Origin of the sequence: Sphaerimonospora thailandensis (genome assembly GCF_016863115.1) — a bacterium.
Taxonomy (GTDB): domain Bacteria; phylum Actinomycetota; class Actinomycetes; order Streptosporangiales; family Streptosporangiaceae; genus Sphaerimonospora; species Sphaerimonospora cavernae.
Genome location: NZ_BOOG01000009.1, coordinates 88,521 through 112,573, shown reverse-complemented (window position 1 = coordinate 112,573; position 24,053 = coordinate 88,521). Strand labels below are relative to the sequence as shown.

The 24,053-nt window shown below is 69.3% G+C and carries 26 protein-coding genes; 13 read left to right on the top strand and 13 right to left on the bottom strand.

All coding sequences use genetic code 11. From position 1 onward, the window contains the following. Positions 1 to 135 precede the first annotated feature (135 nt). The 4 genes from Mth01_RS04850 to Mth01_RS04835 form a co-directional block, all read right to left on the bottom strand. Positions 136 to 1,005: a 1,4-dihydroxy-2-naphthoate polyprenyltransferase gene (locus Mth01_RS04850; RefSeq protein ID WP_204011863.1), complete on the bottom strand. Its 870-nt coding sequence runs from the start codon at positions 1,003 to 1,005 to the stop codon at positions 136 to 138. A gap of 178 nt (positions 1,006 to 1,183) precedes the next feature. Then, a complete protein-coding gene (locus tag Mth01_RS04845) occupies positions 1,184 to 1,786 on the bottom strand; it encodes a GNAT family N-acetyltransferase (RefSeq protein WP_204011862.1) in 603 nt (200 codons plus the stop codon). Positions 1,787 to 1,824: 38 nt separating this feature from the next. Next, a complete protein-coding gene (locus Mth01_RS04840; RefSeq protein ID WP_204011861.1) occupies positions 1,825 to 2,373 on the bottom strand; it encodes a CGNR zinc finger domain-containing protein in 549 nt (182 codons plus the stop codon). 59 nt (positions 2,374 to 2,432) lie between these two features. Beyond that, positions 2,433 to 3,851: an aminotransferase-like domain-containing protein gene (locus Mth01_RS04835; protein WP_204011860.1), complete on the bottom strand. Its 1,419-nt coding sequence runs from the start codon at positions 3,849 to 3,851 to the stop codon at positions 2,433 to 2,435. Here Mth01_RS04835 and Mth01_RS04830 point away from each other — a divergent pair. Further along, positions 3,850 to 4,806 carry a DMT family transporter gene (locus tag Mth01_RS04830; protein ID WP_204011859.1) on the top strand — a complete coding sequence of 319 codons (957 nt, stop codon included), beginning with the start codon at positions 3,850 to 3,852 and terminating at the stop codon, positions 4,804 to 4,806. The two genes, Mth01_RS04835 and Mth01_RS04830, sit on opposite strands and share 2 nt — an antisense overlap. A gap of 213 nt (positions 4,807 to 5,019) precedes the next feature. On the opposite strand, the gene Mth01_RS04825 is transcribed toward Mth01_RS04830, so the two are convergent. After that, positions 5,020 to 5,460, bottom strand: coding sequence for a coiled-coil domain-containing protein (locus Mth01_RS04825; RefSeq protein WP_204011856.1), 441 nt, complete (start codon positions 5,458 to 5,460; stop codon positions 5,020 to 5,022). Between the two features lie 147 nt (positions 5,461 to 5,607). On the opposite strand from Mth01_RS04825, the gene Mth01_RS04820 reads away from it, so the two are divergent. Beyond that, a complete protein-coding gene (locus Mth01_RS04820) occupies positions 5,608 to 5,979 on the top strand; it encodes a ClpX C4-type zinc finger protein (RefSeq protein ID WP_204011854.1) in 372 nt (123 codons plus the stop codon). A 56-nt stretch (positions 5,980 to 6,035) separates the two neighbouring features. Here Mth01_RS04820 and Mth01_RS04815 read toward each other — a convergent pair whose 3' ends face one another. The 4 genes from Mth01_RS04815 to Mth01_RS04800 form a co-directional block, all read right to left on the bottom strand. Then, complete coding sequence (locus tag Mth01_RS04815) at positions 6,036 to 6,515, bottom strand: GntR family transcriptional regulator (RefSeq protein ID WP_204011852.1); 480 nt, start codon at positions 6,513 to 6,515, stop codon at positions 6,036 to 6,038. Between the two features lie 44 nt (positions 6,516 to 6,559). Further along, positions 6,560 to 7,039, bottom strand: a complete 480-nt coding sequence (locus tag Mth01_RS04810; RefSeq protein WP_204011850.1) for a GntR family transcriptional regulator — start codon at positions 7,037 to 7,039, stop codon at positions 6,560 to 6,562. A gap of 105 nt (positions 7,040 to 7,144) precedes the next feature. Continuing rightward, the gene (locus Mth01_RS04805; protein ID WP_204011848.1) at positions 7,145 to 7,819 is read right to left on the bottom strand and encodes a JAB domain-containing protein; all 675 of its coding nucleotides are present in this window, start codon (positions 7,817 to 7,819) and stop codon (positions 7,145 to 7,147) included. A 52-nt stretch (positions 7,820 to 7,871) separates the two neighbouring features. Beyond that, the gene (locus Mth01_RS04800; RefSeq protein WP_204011846.1) at positions 7,872 to 8,609 is read right to left on the bottom strand and encodes a GntR family transcriptional regulator; all 738 of its coding nucleotides are present in this window, start codon (positions 8,607 to 8,609) and stop codon (positions 7,872 to 7,874) included. A 184-nt stretch (positions 8,610 to 8,793) separates the two neighbouring features. On the opposite strand from Mth01_RS04800, the gene Mth01_RS04795 reads away from it, so the two are divergent. The 3 genes from Mth01_RS04795 to Mth01_RS04785 all read left to right on the top strand — a co-directional run bounded on the left by Mth01_RS04795 (position 8,794) and on the right by Mth01_RS04785 (position 11,985). Continuing rightward, on the top strand, positions 8,794 to 9,048 hold the full coding sequence (locus Mth01_RS04795; protein WP_239089361.1) for a hypothetical protein: 255 nt from the start codon (positions 8,794 to 8,796) through the stop codon (positions 9,046 to 9,048). 257 nt (positions 9,049 to 9,305) lie between these two features. Further along, a complete protein-coding gene (gene dapA, locus Mth01_RS04790; protein WP_204011841.1) occupies positions 9,306 to 10,223 on the top strand; it encodes a 4-hydroxy-tetrahydrodipicolinate synthase in 918 nt (305 codons plus the stop codon). A gap of 76 nt (positions 10,224 to 10,299) precedes the next feature. Continuing rightward, positions 10,300 to 11,985 carry a ribonuclease J gene (locus Mth01_RS04785; protein WP_204011839.1) on the top strand — a complete coding sequence of 562 codons (1,686 nt, stop codon included), beginning with the start codon at positions 10,300 to 10,302 and terminating at the stop codon, positions 11,983 to 11,985. 170 nt (positions 11,986 to 12,155) lie between these two features. On the opposite strand, the gene Mth01_RS04780 is transcribed toward Mth01_RS04785, so the two are convergent. Together Mth01_RS04780 and Mth01_RS04775 are read right to left on the bottom strand one after the other, a co-directional pair. Further along, positions 12,156 to 12,293, bottom strand: coding sequence for a hypothetical protein (locus tag Mth01_RS04780; RefSeq protein WP_204011837.1), 138 nt, complete (start codon positions 12,291 to 12,293; stop codon positions 12,156 to 12,158). A gap of 117 nt (positions 12,294 to 12,410) precedes the next feature. After that, positions 12,411 to 13,505 carry a glycerate kinase gene (locus tag Mth01_RS04775; RefSeq protein WP_204011834.1) on the bottom strand — a complete coding sequence of 365 codons (1,095 nt, stop codon included), beginning with the start codon at positions 13,503 to 13,505 and terminating at the stop codon, positions 12,411 to 12,413. A 36-nt stretch (positions 13,506 to 13,541) separates the two neighbouring features. On the opposite strand from Mth01_RS04775, the gene Mth01_RS30345 reads away from it, so the two are divergent. From Mth01_RS30345 to Mth01_RS04740, 7 genes are all read left to right on the top strand, one after another. Continuing rightward, entirely contained in the window at positions 13,542 to 13,961 is a 420-nt protein-coding gene (locus Mth01_RS30345) for an aldehyde dehydrogenase family protein (RefSeq protein ID WP_407695920.1), read from the top strand. A 134-nt stretch (positions 13,962 to 14,095) separates the two neighbouring features. Continuing rightward, entirely contained in the window at positions 14,096 to 16,702 is a 2,607-nt protein-coding gene (locus Mth01_RS04765) for a DNA translocase FtsK (RefSeq protein WP_204011832.1), read from the top strand. Positions 16,703 to 16,807: 105 nt separating this feature from the next. Continuing rightward, positions 16,808 to 17,545, top strand: coding sequence for a helix-turn-helix domain-containing protein (locus Mth01_RS04760; RefSeq protein ID WP_204011830.1), 738 nt, complete (start codon positions 16,808 to 16,810; stop codon positions 17,543 to 17,545). A gap of 29 nt (positions 17,546 to 17,574) precedes the next feature. Continuing rightward, on the top strand, positions 17,575 to 19,032 hold the full coding sequence (gene rimO / locus Mth01_RS04755; protein ID WP_204011829.1) for a 30S ribosomal protein S12 methylthiotransferase RimO: 1,458 nt from the start codon (positions 17,575 to 17,577) through the stop codon (positions 19,030 to 19,032). Next, positions 19,029 to 19,667 (top strand): CDP-diacylglycerol--glycerol-3-phosphate 3-phosphatidyltransferase, encoded by a 639-nt coding sequence (pgsA, locus tag Mth01_RS04750; RefSeq protein WP_204011819.1) that lies wholly within the window; start codon positions 19,029 to 19,031, stop codon positions 19,665 to 19,667. The genes rimO and pgsA overlap by 4 nt, the downstream gene beginning before the upstream one ends. A gap of 119 nt (positions 19,668 to 19,786) precedes the next feature. After that, the gene (locus Mth01_RS04745) at positions 19,787 to 20,302 is read left to right on the top strand and encodes a CinA family protein (RefSeq protein WP_239089360.1); all 516 of its coding nucleotides are present in this window, start codon (positions 19,787 to 19,789) and stop codon (positions 20,300 to 20,302) included. Between the two features lie 253 nt (positions 20,303 to 20,555). Beyond that, on the top strand, positions 20,556 to 20,936 hold the full coding sequence (locus Mth01_RS04740; protein WP_239089359.1) for a helix-turn-helix domain-containing protein: 381 nt from the start codon (positions 20,556 to 20,558) through the stop codon (positions 20,934 to 20,936). A gap of 14 nt (positions 20,937 to 20,950) precedes the next feature. Here the strand turns inward: Mth01_RS04740 and Mth01_RS04735 are convergent, their stop codons facing one another. Together Mth01_RS04735 and Mth01_RS04730 are read right to left on the bottom strand one after the other, a co-directional pair. After that, complete coding sequence (locus tag Mth01_RS04735) at positions 20,951 to 21,772, bottom strand: Fpg/Nei family DNA glycosylase (protein ID WP_204011816.1); 822 nt, start codon at positions 21,770 to 21,772, stop codon at positions 20,951 to 20,953. Positions 21,773 to 21,782: 10 nt separating this feature from the next. Beyond that, positions 21,783 to 22,247 (bottom strand): RrF2 family transcriptional regulator, encoded by a 465-nt coding sequence (locus Mth01_RS04730; protein ID WP_204011813.1) that lies wholly within the window; start codon positions 22,245 to 22,247, stop codon positions 21,783 to 21,785. A gap of 332 nt (positions 22,248 to 22,579) precedes the next feature. On the opposite strand from Mth01_RS04730, the gene Mth01_RS04725 reads away from it, so the two are divergent. Next, positions 22,580 to 23,764 carry an ROK family transcriptional regulator gene (locus Mth01_RS04725; protein ID WP_204011810.1) on the top strand — a complete coding sequence of 395 codons (1,185 nt, stop codon included), beginning with the start codon at positions 22,580 to 22,582 and terminating at the stop codon, positions 23,762 to 23,764. The last annotated feature ends 289 nt before the right edge of the window (positions 23,765 to 24,053 follow it).

The following is a 24,053-nucleotide window of genomic DNA, read 5'->3' as shown; positions in this document are numbered from 1 at the left end:
ATGGACGCGCGCTTCGACGAGGTGATGGTGCTCCTCAAGCAACTGGCCTCTGGTTCCGCCGGGACGGCGAGGGGCTGACGAGCGTCCATGGTACGGCTGCCGCAGGGGGAGGGGCGGCAGCCGTACCGGTGGGTGTCAGAGAGCCAGGCCGAGCGTGAAGAGGACGCCGAAGGCGAGTTGCAGGCGCCCGGTCTGCTGGAGCGTGGCGATGAGGGACGGTCCGGTCGCCCCTGATCGGACTGTTCGTATCGGCGCGACAACGAGGGGGAGCGCGACCAGGGTGAGTACGGCGAAGTGCCGTATCGGCACCAGGGAGAGCGCGATCACGAACGGAAGGATCAGGCCCGCCGTGTAGAGCGCTCGCGTCCGGGTGTCGCCCAGCACGACGGCGAGGGTCCGCTTCCCCGATGTCCCGTCGGTTGCGATATCCCGGAGGTTGTTCACCACGAGGAGCGCGCAGGCCAGGAGGCCGACCGGAACGGAGGCGGCCAGTGACAGCCAGTCGAGGCGCTCGACCTGGACGTACGTCGTTCCGGCCACCGCCACGAGGCCGAAGAACACGAAGACTGAGATCTCGCCGAGGGCCCGGTAGCCGTACGGGCGGGAGCCGCCGGTGTAGAACCAGGCGGCCAGGATCGCGGCCAGTCCGACGAGCAGCAGCCACCACGCCCCGGTCGCCATCACGAGTGTGAGGCCGGCGACGGCGGCCGCGAGGAAGCACAAAAGGGCGGCGGCCAGCACAGATCTGGGGGTGGCCGCGCCGGAGCCCACGAGGCGCATCGGGCCCACCCGATCAGTGTCGGTGCCGCGTATGCCGTCGCTGTAGTCGTTGGCGTAGTTCACCCCGACCTGCAGGGCCAGCGCGACGAACAACGCCACCAGGGCGCGCCACCAGATCGCGCCGTCTTCGGCGATCGCGGCACCGGTGCCGACGGCGACCGGGACGACGGCGGCGGGCAGCGTTCGAGGGCGTGCGCCCGCCAACCACTGAGCTGGGGTGGCCACTTCATCTCCCTTTTCTTACTGTAAAGCCACGCGACGAGGGCAACGCAAGTCGGGCCATCCCTTCGGTGCACACTGACATTAGGGTCGGGGCACGCGGAGCAGGCGACGGTCAGGGGAAGCGATACGGCACGGCCGACCGAAGAACCCAGGCGGGCGTGGAAACGGCACGGGCGATGTGTCAGCGGATGTCGGTGCCGAGGCGGATCATCCGAATGGGGCGGCCCATGTCCAGCACCCGCTCGGCCTCGTCCTCGCCCCATCCCGCCGACTCCAGGAAGCCGAGCATCGCGTGGTTGTCGGCGAACACCCACGTCACGACCGTGTCATAGCCGTCCTCACGGAGGAAGTCGACGGTCGCGTTGAGCAGGCGGCTGCCGTGGCCACGCCGGATGTGGTTGGGGTCGATGAGCAGTGTCAGCAGTTCCGCGGTCGTGCCCGGGCGCAGATCCGGGTCCTCGGCCGGTCCGTGCGAGGCCAGGCCGACGACCCGATCGGACGCCCGCTGCGCCGCGGTGGCCAGGACTCCACCGGGTCCGAGGGCGGTGAAGGCGTCCGTGTCCGGCACCACGCGCTCGACCGCGACCAGCACCCGGTGTCGTGGGGTGGGTGGCGACAGGATCGCCTCGTCCCACTGGCGACGCCACATCTTCTCCGCCGCGGGCCCGGTCATCTGCTCAAGCGGGCCGGGAGGCAGGAAGTCGCGGTAGGCGCACTTCCACGCCCGGATCTGGGTGCTCGTCACCGCGTCGACGTCTTCGAGACGGGCAGGTCGTACACCCATTGATCCGGCTCCTTTCTGTACCTGTAACACCGTACTGGTCAGGACGGCCTAGGCGAACCTTCCGCCCGGCGTCGTGCCCGATATGCCCTCGTTTTGGTGCGGTTTCCGCAAACCCGCATCGAGCACCAGGAACGCGACCGGTTCTTGGACGAGTCGATGAACGCCCACTGGCAGGTGCTTTCCGCGCACACCTTGAGCCGTCGCCAGGTCCCTTCGGCGTGGGCCGCCGGGATCAACGCCGCGATCCGCGCGAGTCCGCCCGCCACCCCGGAGCACGTCGGCTCCAGCGCGGGCGTCCCCCCGGCCAGTGCGATCCGTACCGGAAGCGCCGTCAGCGTCGTCTCCAGGTCCTCCGGCAGGTCGTACGGCTCGGCGACGTGGTTGTTGTGTCGCAGTGCGCGCCGCAGCCCTTCCCGTAGCCGGGTGGCCATGATCATGTCTTCGTCGGCGGCGCGGTCTCCATCTGCGATCAACTCTCGTTCGCGCAGCCACACCGACAGCTCGGCAGGGGACGCCAGATCGTCGGCGTCATCCTCCACGTCGTAGGTGTTCACGAAGTCGCGGAGCAACTCCGCCGGGCCAGTCATGGTCGATCACCCCTGGTGACCACTGTACGGCAGTCGGCGGGGTCGAATAATCAACGCCTTCACTCGCCGGTGCCGGCGTTCGGCCCCGTCCGCAGGGCGGGTGCGAGGCGGCGGATACCCGCGTCGAGTTCGGCGAGACTCGCGGCGGCGGTGTGCGTCAGCCGCAGCCGGGGGCCGGGCGGCTCGGCCGGATGGTAGATGCGGCCCGGGCTGACCAGGATCCCGTTGAGTTGCGCGGCCTCGACCACCGCCGCCTCATCCGCACCAGCAGGCAGCCGCACCCAGACGTGCAGACCACCGTGGGGGACGAGATGGACGGTCGCCTCGGGGGCGTGCCGGGCCAGGCCGGTGAGGAGGGCTGCCTGACGGGCCGTGATCTCCTGTCGGATCACGCTGACATGGCGCCGCCAGGCGGGCGAGCCGACCAACTCCAGCGCCGTCTCCTGTAGCGGCCGCGAGACGAAGAACGACTCCACCACCTGGCCGGCGCGCAATCGCCGCGCCGCCGGCCCACGCGCGACCAGTCCAGCCACCCGCAGGCTGGGTGAGGAGATCTTGCTCAGTGACAGGATGTGGACGACCGTGCCATGGGCGTCCAGTGCCACCATCGGAGGCGGGATCGGGCCTGCGGTCAGATATCTGGCGTAATCGTCCTCGATCACGAACGCACCCGCCGCCCGCGCGACGGCCAGCACCTGCTCCCGGCGCTCCAGGCTCAGCGTCGCCCCCGTCGGGTTGTGCAGGGTCGGCTGGCAGTAGAAGACGCGGCTTCCGGTGACGGCGAAGGCCTCCGCCAGCAGGTCTGGCCGCACCCCGTCCTGGTCGATCGGCACGGCTGTCGCCCGCAGGCCCGCCGCCTTGGCCGCCGCGAGCGCTCCCGGATAGGTGGGGGTCTCCACCAGCACCGGCGCGCCGGGTGCCGCGAGCGCGCGGAACGCGTGTGCCAGCGCGGATTGACCGCCGCTGACCACGAGCACGTCGTCGCCCGTCACCGCGCCGCCCGCCTCGCCGGCGAACCACCTGCGCAGACTGGCCAGGCCGTTCAGCGGCGGCACATCCCAGGCGTCGGCGCGCCGTACGGCTCGCGCCGCGGCGGCGGTGAGCGCGCGCACCGGCCGCAGTTCCGGGTGGAGGTAGCCGCCGGTCAGTGGGATGACTCCGTCGGAGGGATGGGCGAGCAGGGACGCGACGGCGGCATCGTCCACGACACGGTCCCCGAGGGCGACCGTCTGCCAGGAGTGATCGGGTGCCTCCGCCGCGGGCCCGCGGACGGGGGCGACGAACACGCCGCTGCCGGGCCGGCTCACCACCCGGCCTTCGGCGGCGAGCCACGCGATCGCCCGGGACACGGTGATCGGGCTGACGCCGTACCGGCGCATCAACTCCCTGCTCGACGGCAAGCGGTCGCCGGGGCGGGACCGGTCCGCCTCGTCCCGGAGTATGGCGGCGAGCCGGACGATACTGCTATCGTCACTCATGAGAAATAACAGTAGCGCTACCCCATCTGTCCCGATAGCGCAGCAGTCCGGCGGGGCCTCACGGAGACCGGGGCGAACGGACCGGAAGGCGGCGTGGCGGGGCAGTCTCCTCGCCGCGGCCGGAGCGGTCTCGTTCTCCGGATCGTTTCCGGCGACGATCTTCGCGATGCGCGGGTTCGACCCCTATCTGGTCGCGATCGGACGGGCCGCCGTGGCGGCGGTCCCCGCACTCATCTGTCTCAGGGCCGCAGGCCTGCCGCTGCTGCCGCCTCGGGATCGGCTGGCGCCGTACGTGCTGATCGTGCTCGGCGTGGTTCTCGGGTTTCCGCTGTTCAGCGGGTTGGCCTTGGACGGCGGCGCGAGCGCGGCCCACGCCGCGGTCGTCACCGGCCTGCTTCCCGCCGCGACCGCCGCCTGTGCCGTACTGCGGGCGGGGGAGCGGCCCCGGCCGCTCTTCTGGATCGCGTGCGCGGCAGGGGCGCTGTCCGTCACCGTGTTCACGCTCACCCGGGGCGGCGGGCACTTCGCGATGGCGGACCTGCTGCTGGTGCTCGCGCTGCTGTCGGCGGCCGTCGGCTACACAGAGGGCGGGCGGCTGGCTCGGGAGACACCGGGCTGGCAGGTCATCTCGTACGCTCTGGTCCTGGCGGCGCCGATCACGGTGCCGGTGACGGCCCTGCTGGCGGTGTCCACTCATCCAGAGCCGACCGGGGTCTCGCTCGCCGGGTTCGCCTACGTCGGTCTGGTGTCCATGTTCTTGGGGTTCATCCCGTGGTATGCCGGGCTGGCGATGGGAGGCATCGCCCGTGCCGGGCAACTCCAGCTCGCGCAGCCGCTGCTCACGCTCGTGTGGGCCTGGTTGCTGCTGGGCGAGCGGTTCGGCGTGGCCACCGTCGCGGCAGCCCTCGCCGTGCTCGTGTGCGTGGCCGCCACGCAAGCCGGCCGCAGGCCTTGAATGTCGTGACGGTACGACGCGGTGTCGGTGTGGCCCCGCGGGCTTGTCCGACCGAGCCCTCGCTCTGATCAACTGATGGTCTTGTCAGGTGACTCCCGGCGCGGTGGGAAACGCGATGCCGTAAGAAGGCGCGGTGCCGTACGAACGCCGTCGATTTTCGAGAGTCACCTTGATGGAACGAGCGAAGGTCCGTGCGCTCTCCGCCGCAGGGCCCTAGTTCGTGACGCCTTCTGCCTTGGCCATCAACCAGGCGACCTTGCTGGAGAACTCCTCACGCCATGCCTTCTGGGCCTGGAGCTCGTCGAGCACGATGTTGAATGCGGATCGGAACTCCGCCAGAGTCTCGGTGTTGCGCTCGACCATCGTGCGTAGTTCTTGGTAGTTGGTGCGGAGTTCGTCCTGCCCCTTGCGTAGTTCTTGGTAGTTGCTGCGGAGCTCGTCCTGTCCTTTGCGTAGTTCTTGGTAGTTGGTGCGGAGCTCGTCCTGCCCTGTCCGGAGTTCGGTAATGTCCTCGAGGTATCTCGTCAGCACCTGGGTCTGCAGGGTCTGCTGGGACCTGACTTCACGGACGTGGCTCTTGACCTCACGGAGGTCGCGCTTGATCTCGGCGTTGTCGCGCTCGATGGCGTCGATGCGCTCCTCTGTAATCGGCATGCGGGTGAGAATACGTGTCCGTGAATGATCGCGGAGGGTGAAACCTTGATCTCGTAGCGTTCAATTCTTGTCAGGCTCGCCTTGACGGGCTAGGTTCGTCGACAGATGTCAGGATTGACCTGACATACATGCCGATCGGAGGATGCGATGCCGGCCCCTTCTCTTGCCGAGCAGGAGATCCACTGCTCTTTCTGCGCGAAGCCCAAGACGGCCGTGGCCAAGGTCATCGCCGGTCCGGGCGTCTACATCTGCAACGAGTGCGTCGGGCTCTGCAACGACGTGCTCAACCTGACCTCCGAGGCCACGGCGAACCCCGAGGTCTCCTGGCCGGACAGCATGACCGACGAGCAGATCCTCGAACTCATGCCCCGCGTCGCCGCCGTCGGCGCGCAGGTCGACGCGAACCTGCGGATCTTGGTCGGTCGACTGCGCGGCCGCGGTGTCACCTGGGCCAGGATCGGCGCAGCCCTCGGTATGACCCGTCAATCGGCCTGGGAGAGGTTCTCCGGTGAAGAGTAGACGCGCCGGCGTCTGTATGGCCGTCCGTCTCCTTGGAGGTGCCGGCAGGATGCGGCTCAGTCGCTGGGCCAACTCTCGGGAGGGGACACGTACGTTCCTCGGTAGGACACGGTGCACACCCACCCATGCTCACGAAGGAACACGACAGCGTGCCGGACGGTGGCTTTGGCTACCCCGTACTGTTGCATCAGCGTCTTCTCGCTGGGAATGGGCCGGCCAGGTTTGAGTTCCCCTCGCCGAATGCGGTCGGCGATCTCCTTGCCGATCTCCTCAAAGAGGGCAGCCTTGCGACGGATTCGACGGACCGTTCCGTCGCCGACGAACGTGCCTTCGCCGCGGATCGTGTGGGCGAGGCCCTGCTCCCTCAGTTCGCGGGCCACCTGCCGTGCCGTGAGTCGGGCGATGCCGTACTCGGCCTCCAGTTCGGCCTCACTTGGTAATGGATCTCCGGGAACGAAGTCCCCGTGCTCGATCTGAGCACGGATGATCTCGGCGATCTGCTTGTAGATGGGCACTGGTCCATCACGATCGAGCATGGACCTACAGTAGTCGTCTAGTGACGACCAGACGAGGAAACAGATCAGTCTCCCGGCCACTGCTCCTCTGGCGATACGTAACTGCCCCGCTGCGGGACGGTATAGACCCATCCCTGTTCGCGCAGGAACGTGATCGCCTTGCGCGCCGTTTCTCGCGCCACCTTGTACTCCTGCACGAGCGCGGTCTCGCTTGGAATCGGGCGCCGCGGTTGCAGATCCCCACGGCGTACCCGGTCGACCAGATCGTTGGCGATCTTTCGATACAACGAGATCTTGCGCTCTTCCCTGGGCATCTCGGGTTGGCCGACGAAGGTGCCCTCGCCCTGAACGGTATAGATGAGCCCTTCTTCGCGAAGCATGTGAAATGCGCGGCGGGCCGTCGTGCGTGCGACGCCGAACCGGCTCTGGATCGCGGCCTCACTCGGAACCGCGTGACCAGGTGTCAGATCCCCGTCCAGAATCTGCTGCCGGATGATCTCGGCGATCTGGACGTACAGGTGAGTATCCCCATCGTGGTCGAGCACACCCGCACGATAGATGAACCGTAACGAGGCCTTCCGTACGAATATGACCGTTAGGCGAGTACTTTTCCGAGTAGACGGAGCGATACAACTAGACGTACCCTGCAATCAAGCGTTCTCCAGAGGCGGGAACGGAACCCGGCGCCAGGCGGTGTCGGTGACGATCACGTGGTCGAGGAATCGGAGGCCGACGGTGTCGGCGGCCTCGTGGAGGCGGGCGGTGACCTCGAGGTCGGCGTAGCTGGGATCGAGCGAGCCGCTGGGGTGGTTGTGGGCGAGGCCGAAAGCGGCTCCGCCGGAGGTGAGGACGGTGGTGATGATGTCGCGAACGGGCGCGGAGGTGTGGTCGCTCCCACCTTCGCTGATGACGGTGCGGCGGATGACCGCGCCGCGTGGATCGCAGATCACGGCGACCAGTCGCTCTTTGGGGTTCCCGTGGAGCATGGGAGCGGCCGCCGCGGCGATGTCCGCCGAGCAGGTGATGCGGACGCGCTCAGGCTCGGCCCGGGCCCGCCGGACGAGCTGGAAGGCGGCGGCGACGCGCGCCGCCTTGGCGGGGCCGACGCCCGGCACGGCGAGCAGCCGGTGGGGGTCGGAACGGGCGAGTTCACCGAGGTCGCCGCAGTACGCGATGAGCTGGGAGGCGAGTTCGACGGCGCTGACGCCCCTGCTGCCCGAGCCGAGCAGCAGGGCGAGCAACTCCCTGTCCGCGAGTGCCGCCGCGCCGGCTGTCATCAGCCGCTCGCGAGGCCGGTCGGCCAGGGGCAGGTCCTTGACGCGCATCGGCACCTCCGGATGGGGAATCCGGAACGGTTCTACCAGCGGCGACCGACAGTCAGGCGTGGACGGGAATCCCGTACGAGAGTCGGAACCTGTCGCCGGGGATCACGATGTCGCTGGTCTCCACCGGGCGGTCCCCGGTCCAGGTGGTCCTCTCGACGTGCAGGACCTGAACGCCGGCGGGCAGCTCCAGCAGGTCGATCTCCGTCGGCTGAGGCACCCGGACGTGGACGTTCTCGCTGATCTCCGTGACAGGGGTGCCCGCGGCGGCCAGCCGGGAGAGCATGCTTCTGCGCTCGCCCATGCCGTCTTCGGGCGCCTGGCTCTGGCCGAACTCGATCACCTCATAGGAGGTGAGGAGCTGCATCGGACGGCCGTCGCCGCGAAAGACGAAGCTCACCCTGATGACCGGGCCGCAGTCTTCGAGCCGCAGACGCTGCGCGATCTCCTGGGGTGCCTCGGCGAGCTCGCTTCGCCAGTGCAACGTCGGCAGTCGTCCGCAGGCCTGCATGTCCATCGTGAACGCGGACTGGGGGTCGGGCGCGCGGCCGCGCTGCAGGGGGAGCAGGATGGGTTTCTCCCGCACCCGATGCCCCGATCCCACCCTGCCGATGATCAGACCCTCCCCGACGAGTACGCGGAGGGCGTGGCGGGCGGCGGTCTCTCCGACGCTGTATTTCCTGGTGATCTGGTGGCGAGACGGGATCGGCGCCCCCGGCGGGAGCGTGCCGTCGATGATCTGGCGGCGAATGTCCTCGACTACGCGCAGGTAGACCGGATCAGAGCTGGCCATGAATCCATTCCCTGAGGGGCTGACTAAAGCTCCCCAATCTTGGCGTATCCGAAGAGCAACTCAGAGTAACGGAACAAACCTGTGACTCCAACTTTGCCCGTAGAAAGGTCAGCGAATGGGCCAATCTCTCGCTAAGCAGTCAGGTCCTGAAATTCCCCTTCCGCCGCCGTATCACGGTATACATGTGGCCCCGGTCCAGATGGGCCATCAGAAGATCAACTGGCTGAAGCCCGCCGCCCGCAGTGACCGAGTGCGGGTTCGCCGGCACACCTGTGAATGCAAGGCGACGATCTACGAGCTGTGCCACTCCGGTGGCCTGGTGTTCATCCGCCGCACGATCCGGGGACCGGAACGGTTGGACGTCCACGAGACCGAGCGGCTCATCTCGGTACGCATGGAAGTCCTGTGGAACCGGCTCCTCCTCGGCGAGGCTCGGTGAGGCGTCGGCTGCCCGGCGGCGGATCGGTGGAAATTTTCGGCAGGAGCGTGTAACGCGGGCGTAAGACACGCCGATGGATGGGTTAGAGGCCGCTGATGTGTGTACCCCCGAGCACATATCGGCGGCCTCTTTCGGACCCGCGGCGACTGCTAGCCCGGGCGGAAACGCCGTGACGAACGGTGTGCAGTCCCGGCGACACGGGGCATAACGGGGTGGCGGGGTCCTACACCCGCCGGGATCCGGGTAGCGTTCGGTCTATGGCATCGCCAACCGGAACTTCCGACGCCCCCTTCGGTCGCATGCTGACCGCGATGGTCACGCCGTTCACCTCTGACGGCGCCGTCGATTACGAGGGCGTCCAGCGGATCGCCGCATATCTCGTCGACGAGCAGCGCCACGACGGCCTCGTGATCAGTGGCACCACCGGGGAGTCCCCGACCACTACGGGCGAGGAGAAAGACCGCATCCTCCGTGCGGTCATCGAGGCCGTGGGCGACCGTGCCTGCGTGCTCGCCGGTGCCGGGAGCAACGACACCCACCACAGCGTCGAGCTCGCCAAGGCCGCGGAGCGTGCGGGGGCGCACGGGCTGCTGGTGGTCACCCCCTACTACAACAAGCCTCCTCAAGAGGGCGTGTTCCAGCACTTCACCGCCGTCGCCGACGCGACTGGCCTGCCGGTGATGCTTTACGACATTCCTGGCCGGAGCGGTATCCCCATCGAGACGGCGACCCTGCTACGGCTCGCGCAGCACCCGCGCATCGTCGCGGTGAAGGACGCCAAGGGCGACCTGTTCGGCGGATCCCAGGTAATGATGGCCACCGATCTCGTGTTCTACTCAGGGGACGACCTGCTCAACCTGCCGTGGCTGTCGGTCGGCGCCGCCGGGTTCGTCAGCGTGGCCGGACATGTGATCGGCGCACAGCTCGCCTCCATGATCGAGTTTTACCGGTCCGGGGACGTCGCGGGCGCCCTTGAGACGCACCGCCGCGTGCTGCCCGTGGTCGCGGGGATCATGACGCGGACCCAGGGCGCGATCATGGCGAAGGCCGCGTTGAAACTGGTCGGCCAGGAAGGCGGTCATGTACGGCTCCCGCTCGTCGATGCCACGGAGGAGCAGGTCGCGATGTTGCGTACGGACCTCGTCGCGGGCGGCGTCAAGCTTGCAGACAGCTAAACATATGGAGACGAATGAGCGAGCGAAACACATGGAACAGCGGCGCTGATCGGCGGAGGACGGGGGAGGAGCTCGCATGAGCCATCCGCATCCCGAACTCGGGCCGCCACCGCCGCTGCCGGAGAACGGTCTGCGCATCGTTCCGCTGGGCGGCCTGGGCGAGATCGGCCGCAACATGGCGGTCTTCGAGTTCGACGGGCGGCTGCTCGTCGTCGACTGCGGGGTGCTGTTCCCCGATCCGGACCAGCCGGGAGTCGATCTCATCCTGCCCGATTTCGACTACATCCGGGGCCGCCTGCACGACATCGAGGCTCTCGTGCTCACGCATGCCCACGAGGACCACATCGGCGCCGTGCCGTACCTGCTGCGGGAGCGCCCGGACATCCCGCTGGTCGGGTCGCGGCTCACGCTCGGACTGATCGAGAGCAAGCTCTCCGAGCACCGGATGCAGCCGGTCAAGGTCGAGGTCGTCGAGAACGAGCGCCGTGCGTTCGGCCCGTTCGAGTGTGAGTTCATCTCAGTGAACCACTCGATCCCCGACGCCCTGGCCGTGGCCATCCGCACCCCGGCCGGGATCGTGCTGCACACCGGCGACTTCAAGATGGACCAGCTTCCGCTGGACGGGCGGCTGACCGACCTCGGGGCGTTCGCCCGGCTGGGATCCGAGGGCGTCGACCTGCTGATGTCGGACTCCACCAACTCCGAGGTGCCGGGTTTCGTCACCAGCGAGCGGGAGATCGCCCCGGTCATCGACGACGTGTTCCGCACCGCGGACAAACGGATCATCGTAGCCAGCTTCGCCTCGCACATCCACAGAGTCCAGCAGATCATGGACGCCGCCGAGAAACACGGGCGCAAGGTGGCCCTGATCGGCAGGTCGATGGTCCGCAACATGGGGGTGGCCCGCGAGCTCGGCTATCTGAAGGTCCCGGGTGGCCTGCTGGTGGACTCCCGTGAGATCGAGGAGTGGCCGCCGGAGGACGTGGTGCTGATCTGCACCGGCTCCCAGGGCGAGCCGATGGCCGCGCTGTCGCGGATGGCCAACCGTGATCACCCGATCAGGATCGCGGCGGGCGACACGATCCTGCTCGCGTCCTCGCTCGTCCCGGGCAACGAAACCGCGGTGAACAAGGTCATCAACGGCCTCAACCGATGGGGCGCCCGTGTGGTGCACAAGGGCAACGCCCGCGTGCACGTATCGGGTCACGCCGCCGCCGGTGAGTTGCTGTACGTGCTGAACCTGACCAAGCCGTCCAACTTCATGCCGATCCATGGCGAGTGGCGGCACCTGCGGGCGCACGCGAAGCTCGCCGGCCTGACGGGGGTCCCGGACGAGAACGTCGTGATCGCCGAGGACGGCGTCGTCGTGGATCTGGTCGACGGCCAGGCGCGGATCGTCGGCGCGGTGGCATGCGGCTACGTCTTCGTGGACGGCACCTCGGTCGGCGACATCACCGACGTGGCGCTGAAGGACCGGCGCATTCTCGGCGACGAGGGGTTCATCTCCATCGCCGTGGTCGTGGACTCCACCACGGGGAAGCTCTCGGGGGGGCCGGAGATCACCGCACGCGGCTCGGGTATCGACCCCGACGCGTTCGACGCGGTCATCCCGCAGATCGAGAGCGCGCTGCAGGAGGTCGCCGCGGCGGGGGTGGCCGACGCCATGCAGATCCGCCGCACGATCCGCCGTACGGTCGGGCGCTGGGTCAGCGACACCTATCGCCGTCGCCCGATGATCATCCCGGTGGTCGTCGAAGTATGACACGGCCGCCTGGTGTTCGACGAAGAGGACGAGTTCGCCGAAGCACCAGGCCCGGTACGGCTACCCGGGAGACGTCATCAGCCAGGCGGAAGAGTCGGCCGCCTGGCTGATGGACGCGGGGGCGCTTCGTAGCCCCGCGGGATGCATGGCTGCGGGCTTTCCCAGGTCAGTCAGCCGACCCGGGAGGGCTCCGCTTCCGTTTCCGCCGACTCGTCCAGGTCGTGCTCGGGGATCACCTTGGGCACGCCGCGCAGTGCGAACAGGGCGGCGACCGCCAGACAGAGCAGAATGGCCGCACCGGTCAGCACCGTGACGTGGATGCCGTGCGCGAAGGACTCCCTGGACGCCCGGATACCGAAGTGAGTCCCCGGCCGAGACTGGTACGGCAGGCAGGGCCCAAATGGGTAAGCAGGAGTTACCGGAGTTCAGCCGCGGCTCAGCCGCTGCGCCATCACGCCACCGGCCTCGACCAGCCATCTCGCCGGGTCGTTCAGCGCGGCGGTGGCCGACCCCGCGAGGTCGGCCAGCGAGACCGCCTCCGACACCGAACCGGGCACCGGACCTGCCAGTCGGCCGGCGACGACGCCGACCCGCACCGCGGCCTCCCGGGCCTGGTCGAGCAGTGAGCCGACGACCTTGCCGGTCAGCGAGGTCTCGTCGAAACATCCCTCACCGGTGATGACGACATCGGCGTCGGCGAGCGCGTCCGGCAACCCGACCAGGGCGGCGATCGTCCGAGCGCCTGGCATCATCCGGGCGCCCCACAGGGTGGCCAGGCCATAGGAGGCGCCCCCGGCGGCACCGGCCCCCGGCTGGCCTGGGTCGCCGCCGGCCACCTCCGCGAGCCGTCGCAGCGCCCGGTCCAGCAGATCGACATCGCCCGGCTGCGCGCCCTTCTGCGGGCCATACGTCGCCGCGGCTCCGGCCGGCCCGAGCAGCGGTGCCGTCACATCGACCAGCAACCGCGTTCCGCCGGGCGGCGGGGGGAGCAGGTCACCGGTGTCGATGTGGGCCAGCTCGGCCAGCGCCGCGCCGCCGAGCTGTAGATCACGCCCGCGGTCGTCGACCAGCCGTAGGCCCAGCGCGCGCAGAGCGCCCGTGCCGCCGTCGGTCGAGGCCGACCCGCCCAGTCCGACGACCAGGCGGGAGGCGCCGGCGTCGAGGGCCGCGCGCATGACCGCGCCGAGCCCATAGGTGTGAGCACCGAGCGGATCCAGGTGGCGCATGAGCGGCAGTCCGCTGGACTGGGCGAGTTCGAGGATGGCCGACCGGTCGGGCAGCAGCAACCACGCGGCGGAAACCGGCCGGTCGTCCGGGCCGGGCACCGTCACCGTCCTGCGTTCGCCTGCGGGCAGTGCGGCGGCGAACGCGTCGACGACCCCCTCGCCCCCGTCGGCGAGGGGGAGCAGACGCACCTCGTCGGCCGGGCGACGGGCAAGCCACCCCCGTGCGAGCGCGCGGGCGGCGTCACCGGCCGCCAGACTGCCCTTGAACGAGTCGGGCGCGACGATGACCCGCATCACCCCTCCAGCACCAACCTGATGTAGCGCTCCTTCATGTTGACACCTCCACCGCTTGGACGGCCGCTGTCCGGTACGCCGGTCCCGGGCCCTAACCGTGATCCCGCCGACCTGCCGGAGACCTTGCGACGCCTGCCGGGATCGCTGACGGCGACCGTGCACGCGGCCGATCCGACCGAGGCACGCGACCTCGTGCCGGTGCTGCGACGCCTGGCGGGCCGCCTGATCTGGAACGGCTGGCCGACCGGCGTCGCGGTGTGCCGGGCCATGCATCACGGCGGCCCCTGGCCCGCCTCGACGGCCCCGGCGCACACCTCGGTCGGGGCGGCCGCCATCGGGCGATGGCAGACCCCGGTCGCCTACCAGGACTGGCCGGCGGACCTGCTCCCCCCCGAGTTGCGCGATGACAACCCCCCTGGCGTGCCGCAACGGGTGGACGGCCGCCTGCGGGCCTGACATGGGAGAGCGGACCACAACGAGAGGCGGACCGCGGCCAGGGAGGTATGAGATGGCGGAACCCGTGCCGCACGTGCCGGCCGGTTCGGCGAGCCTCCCGGACATCTCCCGTCCCTGCGAGTAACTTCGGCATCATGGCCACCCGTACGTCCGGACAGGGGTCCGGCAAGCGCCCGACGCCGCGCTCCGGGTCCCGTACGGCTTCCGCGAAGCGCTCGGCCTCCCGTGGCCGGGCCGCGAGCAAACCCGCCCAGAGACCGGCGCAGAAGCGGCCGGTGGCGGCAGGTCAGGATCCGATCAGCTGGGTCTTCCTGATCATAGGAAAGCTCGTCCTCGGCCTTTGGTCGCTGATCGCCAATGCTCTCGGCGTGGCGGCCAGGGCACTCGGGCAGGGGGCCCGCGATCTCGACCCGGCGCACCGCCGCGACGGGGCCGGCCTGGCGGTCCTGGCCGCCGCCATCGTGGTGGCCGCGATGACCTGGCGGGACACCAAGACCGGAGCGGCCGCGGTGACGGACGCGGTGGTACGCGGCATGGTCGGCGCGCTGGGCTGGGCGGTTCCGGTGCTGTTGGCCCTGCTCGCCTGGCGGCTGCTGCGCCACCCCGACCAGAACGCCGAGACCGGGCGGATGGGCATCGGGTGGGCCGCGCTGCTCGCCGGCATCCTCGGGATCGTCCACGTGGCGCACGGCACGCCGTACCCGTCCGGCGGGCCGAACGACGGCATGGGGCACGTGTCGGAGGCCGGCGGCATGCTGGGCTTCATCGTGTCGGCCCCGCCGTCGAGCATTCTGCCCCCGTTCATCACGATCCCGTTGCTCATGATGTTGTCGGGGTTCGGCCTGCTGGTGATCACGGCGACCCCGGTCCACCGCATCCCCGAACGGCTGGCCGAGATCCAGCACATGCTCTTCCACCGGCCGGAGGGGCGGCCGGGGGAGCGGCCGGAGTCGGCCGCCCGGCCCGGACCGGGCGAGTCCAAGCCCGGCGCGTCCAGGAAACGTTCGCGCAAGAAGGCGGGCGAAGGCGACCAGCCGGGCGACGGTGAAGCCGGCGGCGCCAAGCCGTACGACACGCCGGTGCTGAAGGAGCACTCTCCGGAGATCGTGCCCGGTCTGGTGGACGAGGCCGGTGCCGCGGAAGCCGAGGCGCGGAGGGTGCGCTCGGGACAGCCAGGACAGCCAGGACAGGACGGGCAGGGCGGGCAGCCGCTCCAGCCGCCGCTGCCGACTCCGGCGCCGCGCAAGGTCGAGCAACTCATGCTGTCGACGCAGGGCGGGCCGTACGTCCTGCCGGATCTGCAGTCGCTGCACCAGGGCACCGCACCCAAGCCGGAGACCAAGGCCAACCGGACCGTGGTGAACGCGCTGACCAGCGTGCTGGAGCAGTTCGGCATTGATGCGCAGGTCGTCGGTTTCACCCGTGGTCCCACCGTCACCCGGTACGAGATCGAGCTGGGCCCGGCGGTCAAGGTCGAGAAGGTCACGGCGCTCACCAAGAACATCGCGTATGCCGTCAAATCGGCGGACGTCCGGATCCTGTCCCCGATTCCCGGCAAGTCGGCGATCGGGGTGGAGATCCCCAACGTCGACAAGGACCTGGTCTCCCTCGGCGACGTGCTGCGTTCCGAGGTGGCCCAGGGTGACCACCATCCGATGATCGTGGGGCTGGGCAAGGATGTCGAGGGCCGGACGATCGTGGCCAACCTGGCCAAGATGCCGCACATCCTCATCGCGGGTGCCACCGGGGCCGGCAAGTCCACCTGCATCAACGGCCTGATCACCTCGATCCTGATGCGGGCGACGCCGGACGAGGTGCGGATGGTGCTCGTCGACCCCAAACGCGTCGAGCTCAACACCTACGAGGGCATCCCCCACCTCATCACACCGATCATTACGAACCCGAAGAAGGCCGCCGAGGCCCTCGAATGGGTGGTCGGCGAGATGGACCGCCGCTACGACGATCTGGCCGCCAACAACTTCCGTCACATCGACGACTTCAACAAGGCCGTCAAGGCGGGGAAGCTGGTGCCGCCGCCCGGCAGCGAGCGGGTGTACCAGCCCTACCCGTATCTACTGGTGATCGTCGACGAGCTCGCCGACCTGATGATGGTCGCCCCACGCGACGTCGAGGACTCGATCGTCCGCATCACCCAGCTCGCCCGGGCCGCGGGCATCCACCTCGTCATCGCGACGCAGCGGCCGTCGGTGGACGTCGTCACCGGTCTGATCAAGGCCAACGTACCCTCCCGGCTGGCGTTCGCCACCTCGTCGCTGGCCGACTCGAGGGTCATCCTCGACCAGCCGGGGGCCGAGAAACTGGTCGGGCAGGGTGACGCGCTGTTCCTGCCCATGGGCGCCAGCAAGCCCATGCGGCTGCAGAACGCGTTCGTCTCCGAAAAGGAGATCGCGGACGTCGTCGCCCACTGCAAGACCCAGATGCAGGCCGAGTACCGCGAGGATGTGGCCGCGCCCGCGACGGCCAAGAGGGAGATCGACGAGGAGATCGGCGATGACCTCGACCTGCTGATCCAGGCGGCCGAACTGGTCGTCTCGACCCAGTTCGGTTCGACGTCGATGCTCCAGCGCAAGTTGCGGGTCGGCTTCGCGAAGGCCGGTCGGCTGATGGACCTGCTGGAAAGCCGTAACGTCGTGGGCCCCAGCGAGGGCTCCAAGGCGCGGGAAGTCCTGGTCAAGCCGGACGACCTGCCCGGCCTACTGGCGGATCTCCGCGGAGATTGAATAACCTTGGGTAGACCTCCGAGCACGTTGCGTAGCAGACTACTGGTTGAATGGGACTAACTACGCAATGTAGGACGAGCGGCAGCTCGGGCAAGGGGGCGACCTATGAGCGTTGGCGCTGCATTGTCGGAAGCGCGACAGCGGGCAGACCTGACCGTGGCTCAGCTCAGCGAACGCACGCGCATCCGCGAGAGTGTCATCGAGGGCATCGAACGGGATGACTTCTCAGTGTGTGGCGGCGACTTCTACGCGCGCGGCCACATCAGGGCCCTCGCGACCTGCCTGAGGTTGGAAGCGGAGGACCTGGTCCGGCAGTACGACGAGCTTCACACCGGCTCACGGTCCCCGGTCCGGGCCTCCGCCGTGTTCCGGGGAGAGGACCTCGTCAGGAACCGGTCGCGTCACGCCTCGAACTGGACCATGGCCGCGGTGGTCGCCCTGGCCCTCGTCGTGGTGTTCGCCGTCGTTCGGCTGCTGAGCGGCTCCGGAGGCAAGGCGGGGGAGACCACGGCGCAGCTGCCCATCGCCGTGCCGAACGCGGGGCCCCACCAGGTCCACGAGCCCGGAAAGCCCGCGCAGGCGCAGGGCGTCGTCACCCTCAAGGCCGTGGCGAAGAAGCCGACGTGGATCAACGTCAGGGACGGCCAGGGCCACAAGGTCTTCCAGGGCACGCTGTCGGAGGGCAAGGCGACGACCTGGACCGCCAAGGGCCGGATGCGGGTGACGGTCGGCGACGCGGGAGCCGTCCGGCTGGAGGTGAACGGCAAGGACGTCGGTAGCCTGGGTAAGGATGGTCAGACGGTGCACCGCACCTTCGAGGCGGGTGGCCCGCGTGCCCGCTGAGGGCCAACTGCCGATACCGTAGTTTCATCATGTCTTCTGCTCGCCGAACCGTATCGCTGATCACGCTGGGCTGCGCCCGCAACGAGGTCGACTCCGAGGAGCTGGCCGCGCGGCTCGACGCGGCCGGATGGCGCCTGGGGGACGACGATCCCGACGTCGTCGTCGTCAACACCTGTGGCTTCATCGATTCAGCGAAGAAGGACTCGATCGACACCCTGCTCGCGGCGGCCGACACCGGTGCCAAAGTGGTCGCGGCGGGCTGCCTGGCCGAGCGGTACGGCGAGCAGCTCGCAGAGGCGCTGCCCGAGGCCGCCGTGATCTCCTTCGACGACTACACCGAGATCGGGGAGCGGCTCGACGACGTGCTGGCGGGCAAGGCGCTCAAGCCGCACTCGCCGCGCGACCGGCGGACGTTGCTGCCGATCACGCCGGTCGCCCGCGCGGCCGCCGCCTCCGGCGCGCACATCCCGGGCCACGGCGCCCCGTCCGACGAGAACCGGGCCGACCAGAACCGGGCCGACCAGAGCCTGCCGGACGGTGTGGCGCCGGCGAGTGGCCCGAGGACGCTCAGGAAGCGGCTGAGCGGCGGCCCGGTCGCCTCGATGAAACTCGCCTCCGGATGCGACCGCCGCTGCACGTTCTGCGCGATCCCCGCGTTCCGCGGATCCTATGTCTCGCGGCCGCCGGAGGACCTGCTCGCCGAGGCGCGATGGCTGGCCGGGCAGGGCGTCACGGAGCTCGTGCTCGTCAGCGAGAACTCGACCTCGTACGGCAAGGACCTGGGCGATCTGCGCGCGCTGGAGAAGCTGCTGCCGCGGATCGCCGCGACCGAAGGCATCGAGCGGGTCCGGGTCAACTACCTGCAGCCCGCCGAGTTGCGGCCCGGTCTGCTCGACGTGATCGCCGGAACCGAAGGCGTCGCGCCGTACTTCGACCTGTCCTTCCAGCACGCCAGTGGCCCCCTGCTGCGGCGGATGCGCCGGTTCGGCGACCCGGAGCGGTTCCTGGACCTGCTGGCGCGGATCCGCGAGCGCGCGCCGGAGGCGGGCGTCCGGTCGAACTTCATCGTGGGCTTCCCCGGCGAGAGCCGGCATGACTTCGACACGCTGGTGGGTTTCCTCGAGGAGGCCAGGCTCGATGTGATCGGTGTCTTCGGCTACTCCGACGAGGAGGGCACCGAGGCGTTCTCCTTCGACGGCAAGCTCGACCAGGACGTGATCGACGAACGGGTGGCCGAGCTGAGCGAGCTGGCCGAGGAGCTGACCTCCCAGCGCGCGGAGGAGCGCATCGGCACCGACATCGCGGTCCTGATCGAGGAGGACCTGGGGGACGGGGGCTACGAGGGCCGCGCGGCGCATCAGGGTCCCGAGGTGGACGGGTCGGTCACCGTCCGGGGGATCGGACTGGTTCCCGGCCAGATCGTCCAGGCAGTCGCCGTCGACTCCGAAGGGGCCGACCTGATCGCCCGGATCAAGGCAGGCCCATGACGGAGCGCAGCGAGCCGCCACCCGTCCCGCAGCCCGCACCGCCCGCGCCGTCTGTGTCGACCGCGTCGTCCGCGTCGACGCGGCGGGTGAGCACCTGGAACATCGCCAACGCGCTGACCGTCGGACGACTGGTGATCGTCCCGGTGTTCACGGTCTTCCTGTTCCTGGAGGGGCCCACCTGGCGGCTCGCTGCGCTCGGGGTCTTCCTGCTCGCGTCGTTCACCGATCAGCTCGACGGCTGGCTGGCCCGGAAGTACGCGCTGATCACCGATTTCGGCAAGATCGCCGACCCGATCGCGGACAAAGCGCTGATCGGTGCGGCACTGGTGAGTCTGTCCTTCCTCGATGAGATCCCCTGGTGGGTGACCGGAGTGATCCTCGGCAGGGAGGCGGGAGTCACGCTGCTGCGGTTCCTGGTCATCCGGCACGGCGTGATCCCGGCGAGCTACGGGGGCAAGGTCAAGACCGTCCTGCAGATCGTCGCCATCGCGCTCTACATCGTGCCGGGCGTGCCCGGCCTGGTCAGGTGGGCGGCCATCGGTCTTGCCCTGATCGTCACAGTCGGAACCGGTCTCGACTACGTGGTGCGGGCGATCCGGCTGCGGCAGGTGGCGACCAGGGCACGGGCCCAGTAAGGCACGGGTGCGGTAAGGCGCACCGAGGGCACAGGAGGAGGGCCTGAGAGGCCTGGGAGGGCATGCTGATGGGCGATGTGGCGGAGGATACGGCAGAGGACACGCCCGGGGACATGTCGATGGACAGCCCGACGGACGGCCAGATAGACGCGGCGGCGAACATCCTGGCGCTGCTGATCGGCCGAGGCGCCACGGTTTCGGCGGCGGAGTCGCTGACCGGAGGTCTGATCGGAGTGGCGCTCACCGCGCCGGCGGGAGCGTCGGCTGCTTTCCGCGGTGGCGTGGTGGCCTACGCGACCGACCTCAAGGCCGCACTGCTCGGCGTGCCGTCCGAACTGCTCTCCCGGGAGGGCGCGGTGCATCCGGACGTCGCGGCGGCCATGGCCGAGGGGGTGCGCGAGCGCACGAAGTCGGACTACGGCCTCGCGGTCACCGGAGTGGCCGGCCCCGATCCGCAGGACGGCAGGCCGGTGGGCACGGTCCACATCGCGCTGTCCGGTCCCGGAAAACGCGTCTGGCACCGTGACATCATGCTCGACGGGGGCAGGGACCAGATCAGGCAGGGGACGTGCCGAGAGGCCTTAAGCCTGCTGAGAGGTGTGCTGGAGGCAAATTTGGGGGAACATTCGGGGTGATTACCGCGTTACGTCACCAGCGAACATGCTCACCACGGTCTGCCGCGGTGTTGCCCTCTACAGGTACGGTGGAACTGTGAGTGAGGTCCGTGAGCCATCGGCGAGGAGCAAGTCAGGCACGCGCCCGGCGAAAGGGCCGAGCGAACCAACGGTGACGGCGAGGAGCATGCACGAAGGACATTCGAAGAAGGGGCGACATGGGCCCACCGCGCGAGGCGTCGTGAAGGCGCCCCCCTCCGGGAGGGAGCGACAGATGATTCTGCTGCGTCAGCTGCTGGGCGACGTGCTGCGACGGTTGCGGGTGCGCCAGAATCGCACTCTTCGCGAAGTCTCCACGCTGGCGCGCGTCTCGCTCGGGTACCTGTCCGAGGTCGAACGTGGCCAGAAGGAGGCCTCCTCGGAGCTGCTCGCCTCGATCTGCGGAGCCTTGGGCGTGCCCCTGTCGCAGGTGCTGCGCGAGGTCTCCGACCAGTTCGCGCTGGCCGAGCTGCAGGCCGCCCCGGTTCTGGCCGACGTGCCGGAGCGTGAGCGGCTGGCGATCCCCGAGACCGTGCCCGGCGGCATCCCCGCCCCCGAGTTCGGCGAGGACTTCCACGGTTACAGCCCCGAGGTCAAGGACATGGTCGCCGCCTGACCGCGGCGAGAAGGTCACCCCGGCTGGCACGCCGGGCACCAGAAGACCAGCCGTTCGTACGGCTCGGTCCCCCGGCTCGCGGCCGACGGCACCTCGCTGCGGCGGACCAGGGCCCCGCAGCGGCGGCAGGGGCGGCCCGCCCTGCCGTACACGAACATGTTCCTGGCGGGCCGGAGATCACCCGTCGTGACCGGCAGCGGTGCGTCCCTGCTCGCGTCCATGAGGTCGTGCGCGAGCCCGGCCAGTGCCTCCAGTTCGTCCGCGGGGATCGACCCGACCGTCCGCCAGGGCGAAAGACGCGCGACGAACAGCGTCTCGGCCCGCCAGATCGTGCCCATCCCCGCCAGGTTCCGCTGATCCAGCAGCGCTTCCCCGATGCCGCGCTCGGGACGCCCGCTCAGGTTTCGCGCGGCGAGCGCCGCGTCCCAGTCCGGGCCGAGCAGGTCCGGCCCGAGATGCCCGACGACCCGGTTCTCATGATCTGTGGCCACGAGGTTCACCATGCCCAGCTTTATCCCGGTGGCCTGCCATCGCTCGTTGGCGAGCACGAGCCGCACGACGTCGCCGCCCGGGACCGGGCGCACGCCGGATCCCGGGTGCCTCGCCGGAGTCACCCGCCAGCTTCCGTCCATCCGCAGGTGCGTGTGCACGGTGAGGCCGCCCGACACGCGCGTCAGCAGATGCTTGCCGCGTGAGACCGTCGTGAGCACCGTACGGCCGCGCAGGTCGGCGGTCGCGTGGCGGGGCACCCGGAAATCGGATCGGGTCAGGATCCGGCCGTCGAGGGCCTCCCTGAGCCGCTTCGCGGTTCGATAGACGGCGTCGCCTTCGGGCATGGCCCTACGGTCAGGCCGGCGGGTGTGAGTTCCATGCCGCGGGATCGGAGGCGAGCTCGGTCACCCGGGCGGGCAGGTCGCCCGTGGCGAGGTGCTCCAGGGTGACCTCCTCGAGGATCGCGCGCTCGCTGGCGCGCAGTGCGATCCACACCTGCTGCAGGGCCTGGGCGGCGCCCTGGTAGCCGACGTGTTCCGGACGCTCGCCCCGGACGTTGGCCAGGGGTCCGTCCACGGCCCTGATCACGTCGGCGAGTGAGATCTGGGCGGCCGGCCGAGCCAGGACATAGCCCCCCTCGGGGCCGCGCTGGCCACGGACCAGGCCGGCCCGGCGCATCTGCAGCAGGATGTTCTCCAGGTACTTGGGGGGCATGTCCTGTCCCTTGGCCAGCTCGCCGACCGTTGTGGGCCCCTCACCCGCGGCGGCGAGTTCGGCGGCGGCACGGAGGGCGTAGTCGACGCGGGCGGAAAGTCGCATGTGGTCGATTATCCCGCCTGGTCGGCGTCTGTTGGCCAGGGGCCTCACGTCGCCGGCCCTCGTGAGTTCGCGGCGGTTCGCCGGTCAGCGGAGGCGGAGCCGTACGACGACCGGAAGATGGCCGGAGAACGGGATCCATCTGGATGCTCACGATTCGATTGATGTGGGCGAGTTGTGGGAGCGTTTCCACAGAAGGGCCTGGAGGGCGTTCCATTCGCGCGAGGGCTCGGTAAGCTTTCAGGAAGCTTTGTTGGCGATTAAGTGAACCTTTGTTGGCGATTAAACGGGCAGAGTGTGACGGCGTGGCGGGACCGAGCATAGAAAGCAGGAGCATGGAGCGACGTCCTGGCGTGCCCAGATTGCTCCGGGAGATCAACGACCGGGCCGCCCTGGAACTGCTGCTGGCATCGGGGCCGCTCACCCGTGGCCAGATCGGTGAGCTCACCGGCCTGTCGAAGGTCACGGCCTCCCAGACGCTGGCGCGCCTGGAAGAGCGTGGGCTCGTTGAGGTCGTGGGCGAGCATGCGGGCAACCGCGGGCCGAACGCCGCGCTCTACGGAGTGGTTCCCTCGTGCGCGTACGTGGCAGGCCTCGATGTGGGCCCTGACTCGGTCACCGCGGCGGTGGCCGACATCAAGGGGGACGTCGTGGCGGAGGTGACGGCCTCGCCGCACGGCCATGACGATCCCGTGTCGATCGTCCACAACGCGGTGGTGAAGGCGTGCCGGTCCGGTCGGGTGGCACTGTCGAAGCTGCGCGGCGTCGTGATCGGCACGCCCGGTGTCGTCGACCCGCGCACCGGCGACGTTCGGTTCTCCTTCGACCTGCCGCACTGGCACGAGGGCATTCACGAGGCCCTCGCCAGGGACCTGCGCCGCGTCGTGACCATCGAGAACGACGTGAACCTCGTGGCCATCGCCGAGCGCGCGCAGGGAGCCGCTCAGCAGGTGGACGATTTCGTGCTCGTCTGGGTGGGCCGCGGCATCGGCCTCGCCGTCGTGCTCGACGGGCGACTGCACCGCGGCAGATCGGGCAGCGCGGGTGAGATCGGTTATCTGCCGGTGCCCGGTGTTCCCCTGGCCGAGGACGTCAAGGCCACCCCGGGCCGGCTGCCGTCGCTCGCCGGCGGCCTGCAATCACTCGTCAGCTCCGAGGCCGTCACCGAGCTCGCGGAGACGTACGGCTTCACGGGGAAGACGGCGGCCGAGTGCGTGACCGAGGCCGTGGCGGCCGGGCCTCGAGGCGAGCGGCTGCTGGACGAGATCGCCTCGCGTCTCGCGCTCGGGGTGGCGTCGGTGTGCGTGGTGCTCGATCCCGGCCTGGTCCTGCTGGCCGGCGAGGTGGGCCGGGCCGGGGGAGCGGACCTGACCTCTCGTGTGGAGGAGGCCGTGGCCCGGATCTGCCCCATCCGGCCCGAGGTCGTCACCAGTGAGGTGGCGGGCAAACCCGTGCTGCGCGGCGCGGTCCTCGCCGCGCTGGAGCGGGCCCGCGAAGAGATCTTCACCTCCACCACCTGACGCCTCCCCGTGATTCCCCCGCGGGTGATTCCCCATGATCTTGCGAATGCTTGCAGGACACTCTGCTGACCTGCGCAGAACCATTTAATGATCTTGCAATTGTTTGCAGGCCCGCACCCTGAGCTGCAACGCCACCGTTGGCGATCTCGCAGTTGACGTACAGATGCGAGATCACCAACGATGCATGCGCTGCTCAGGGCGCGGGCCTGCAAGAAACTGCAAGATCATGAATGGGAAAGTGCCTGCTCACGGCACCCGCTTGCGAGAATTCGCAAGATCACCCCCTGAG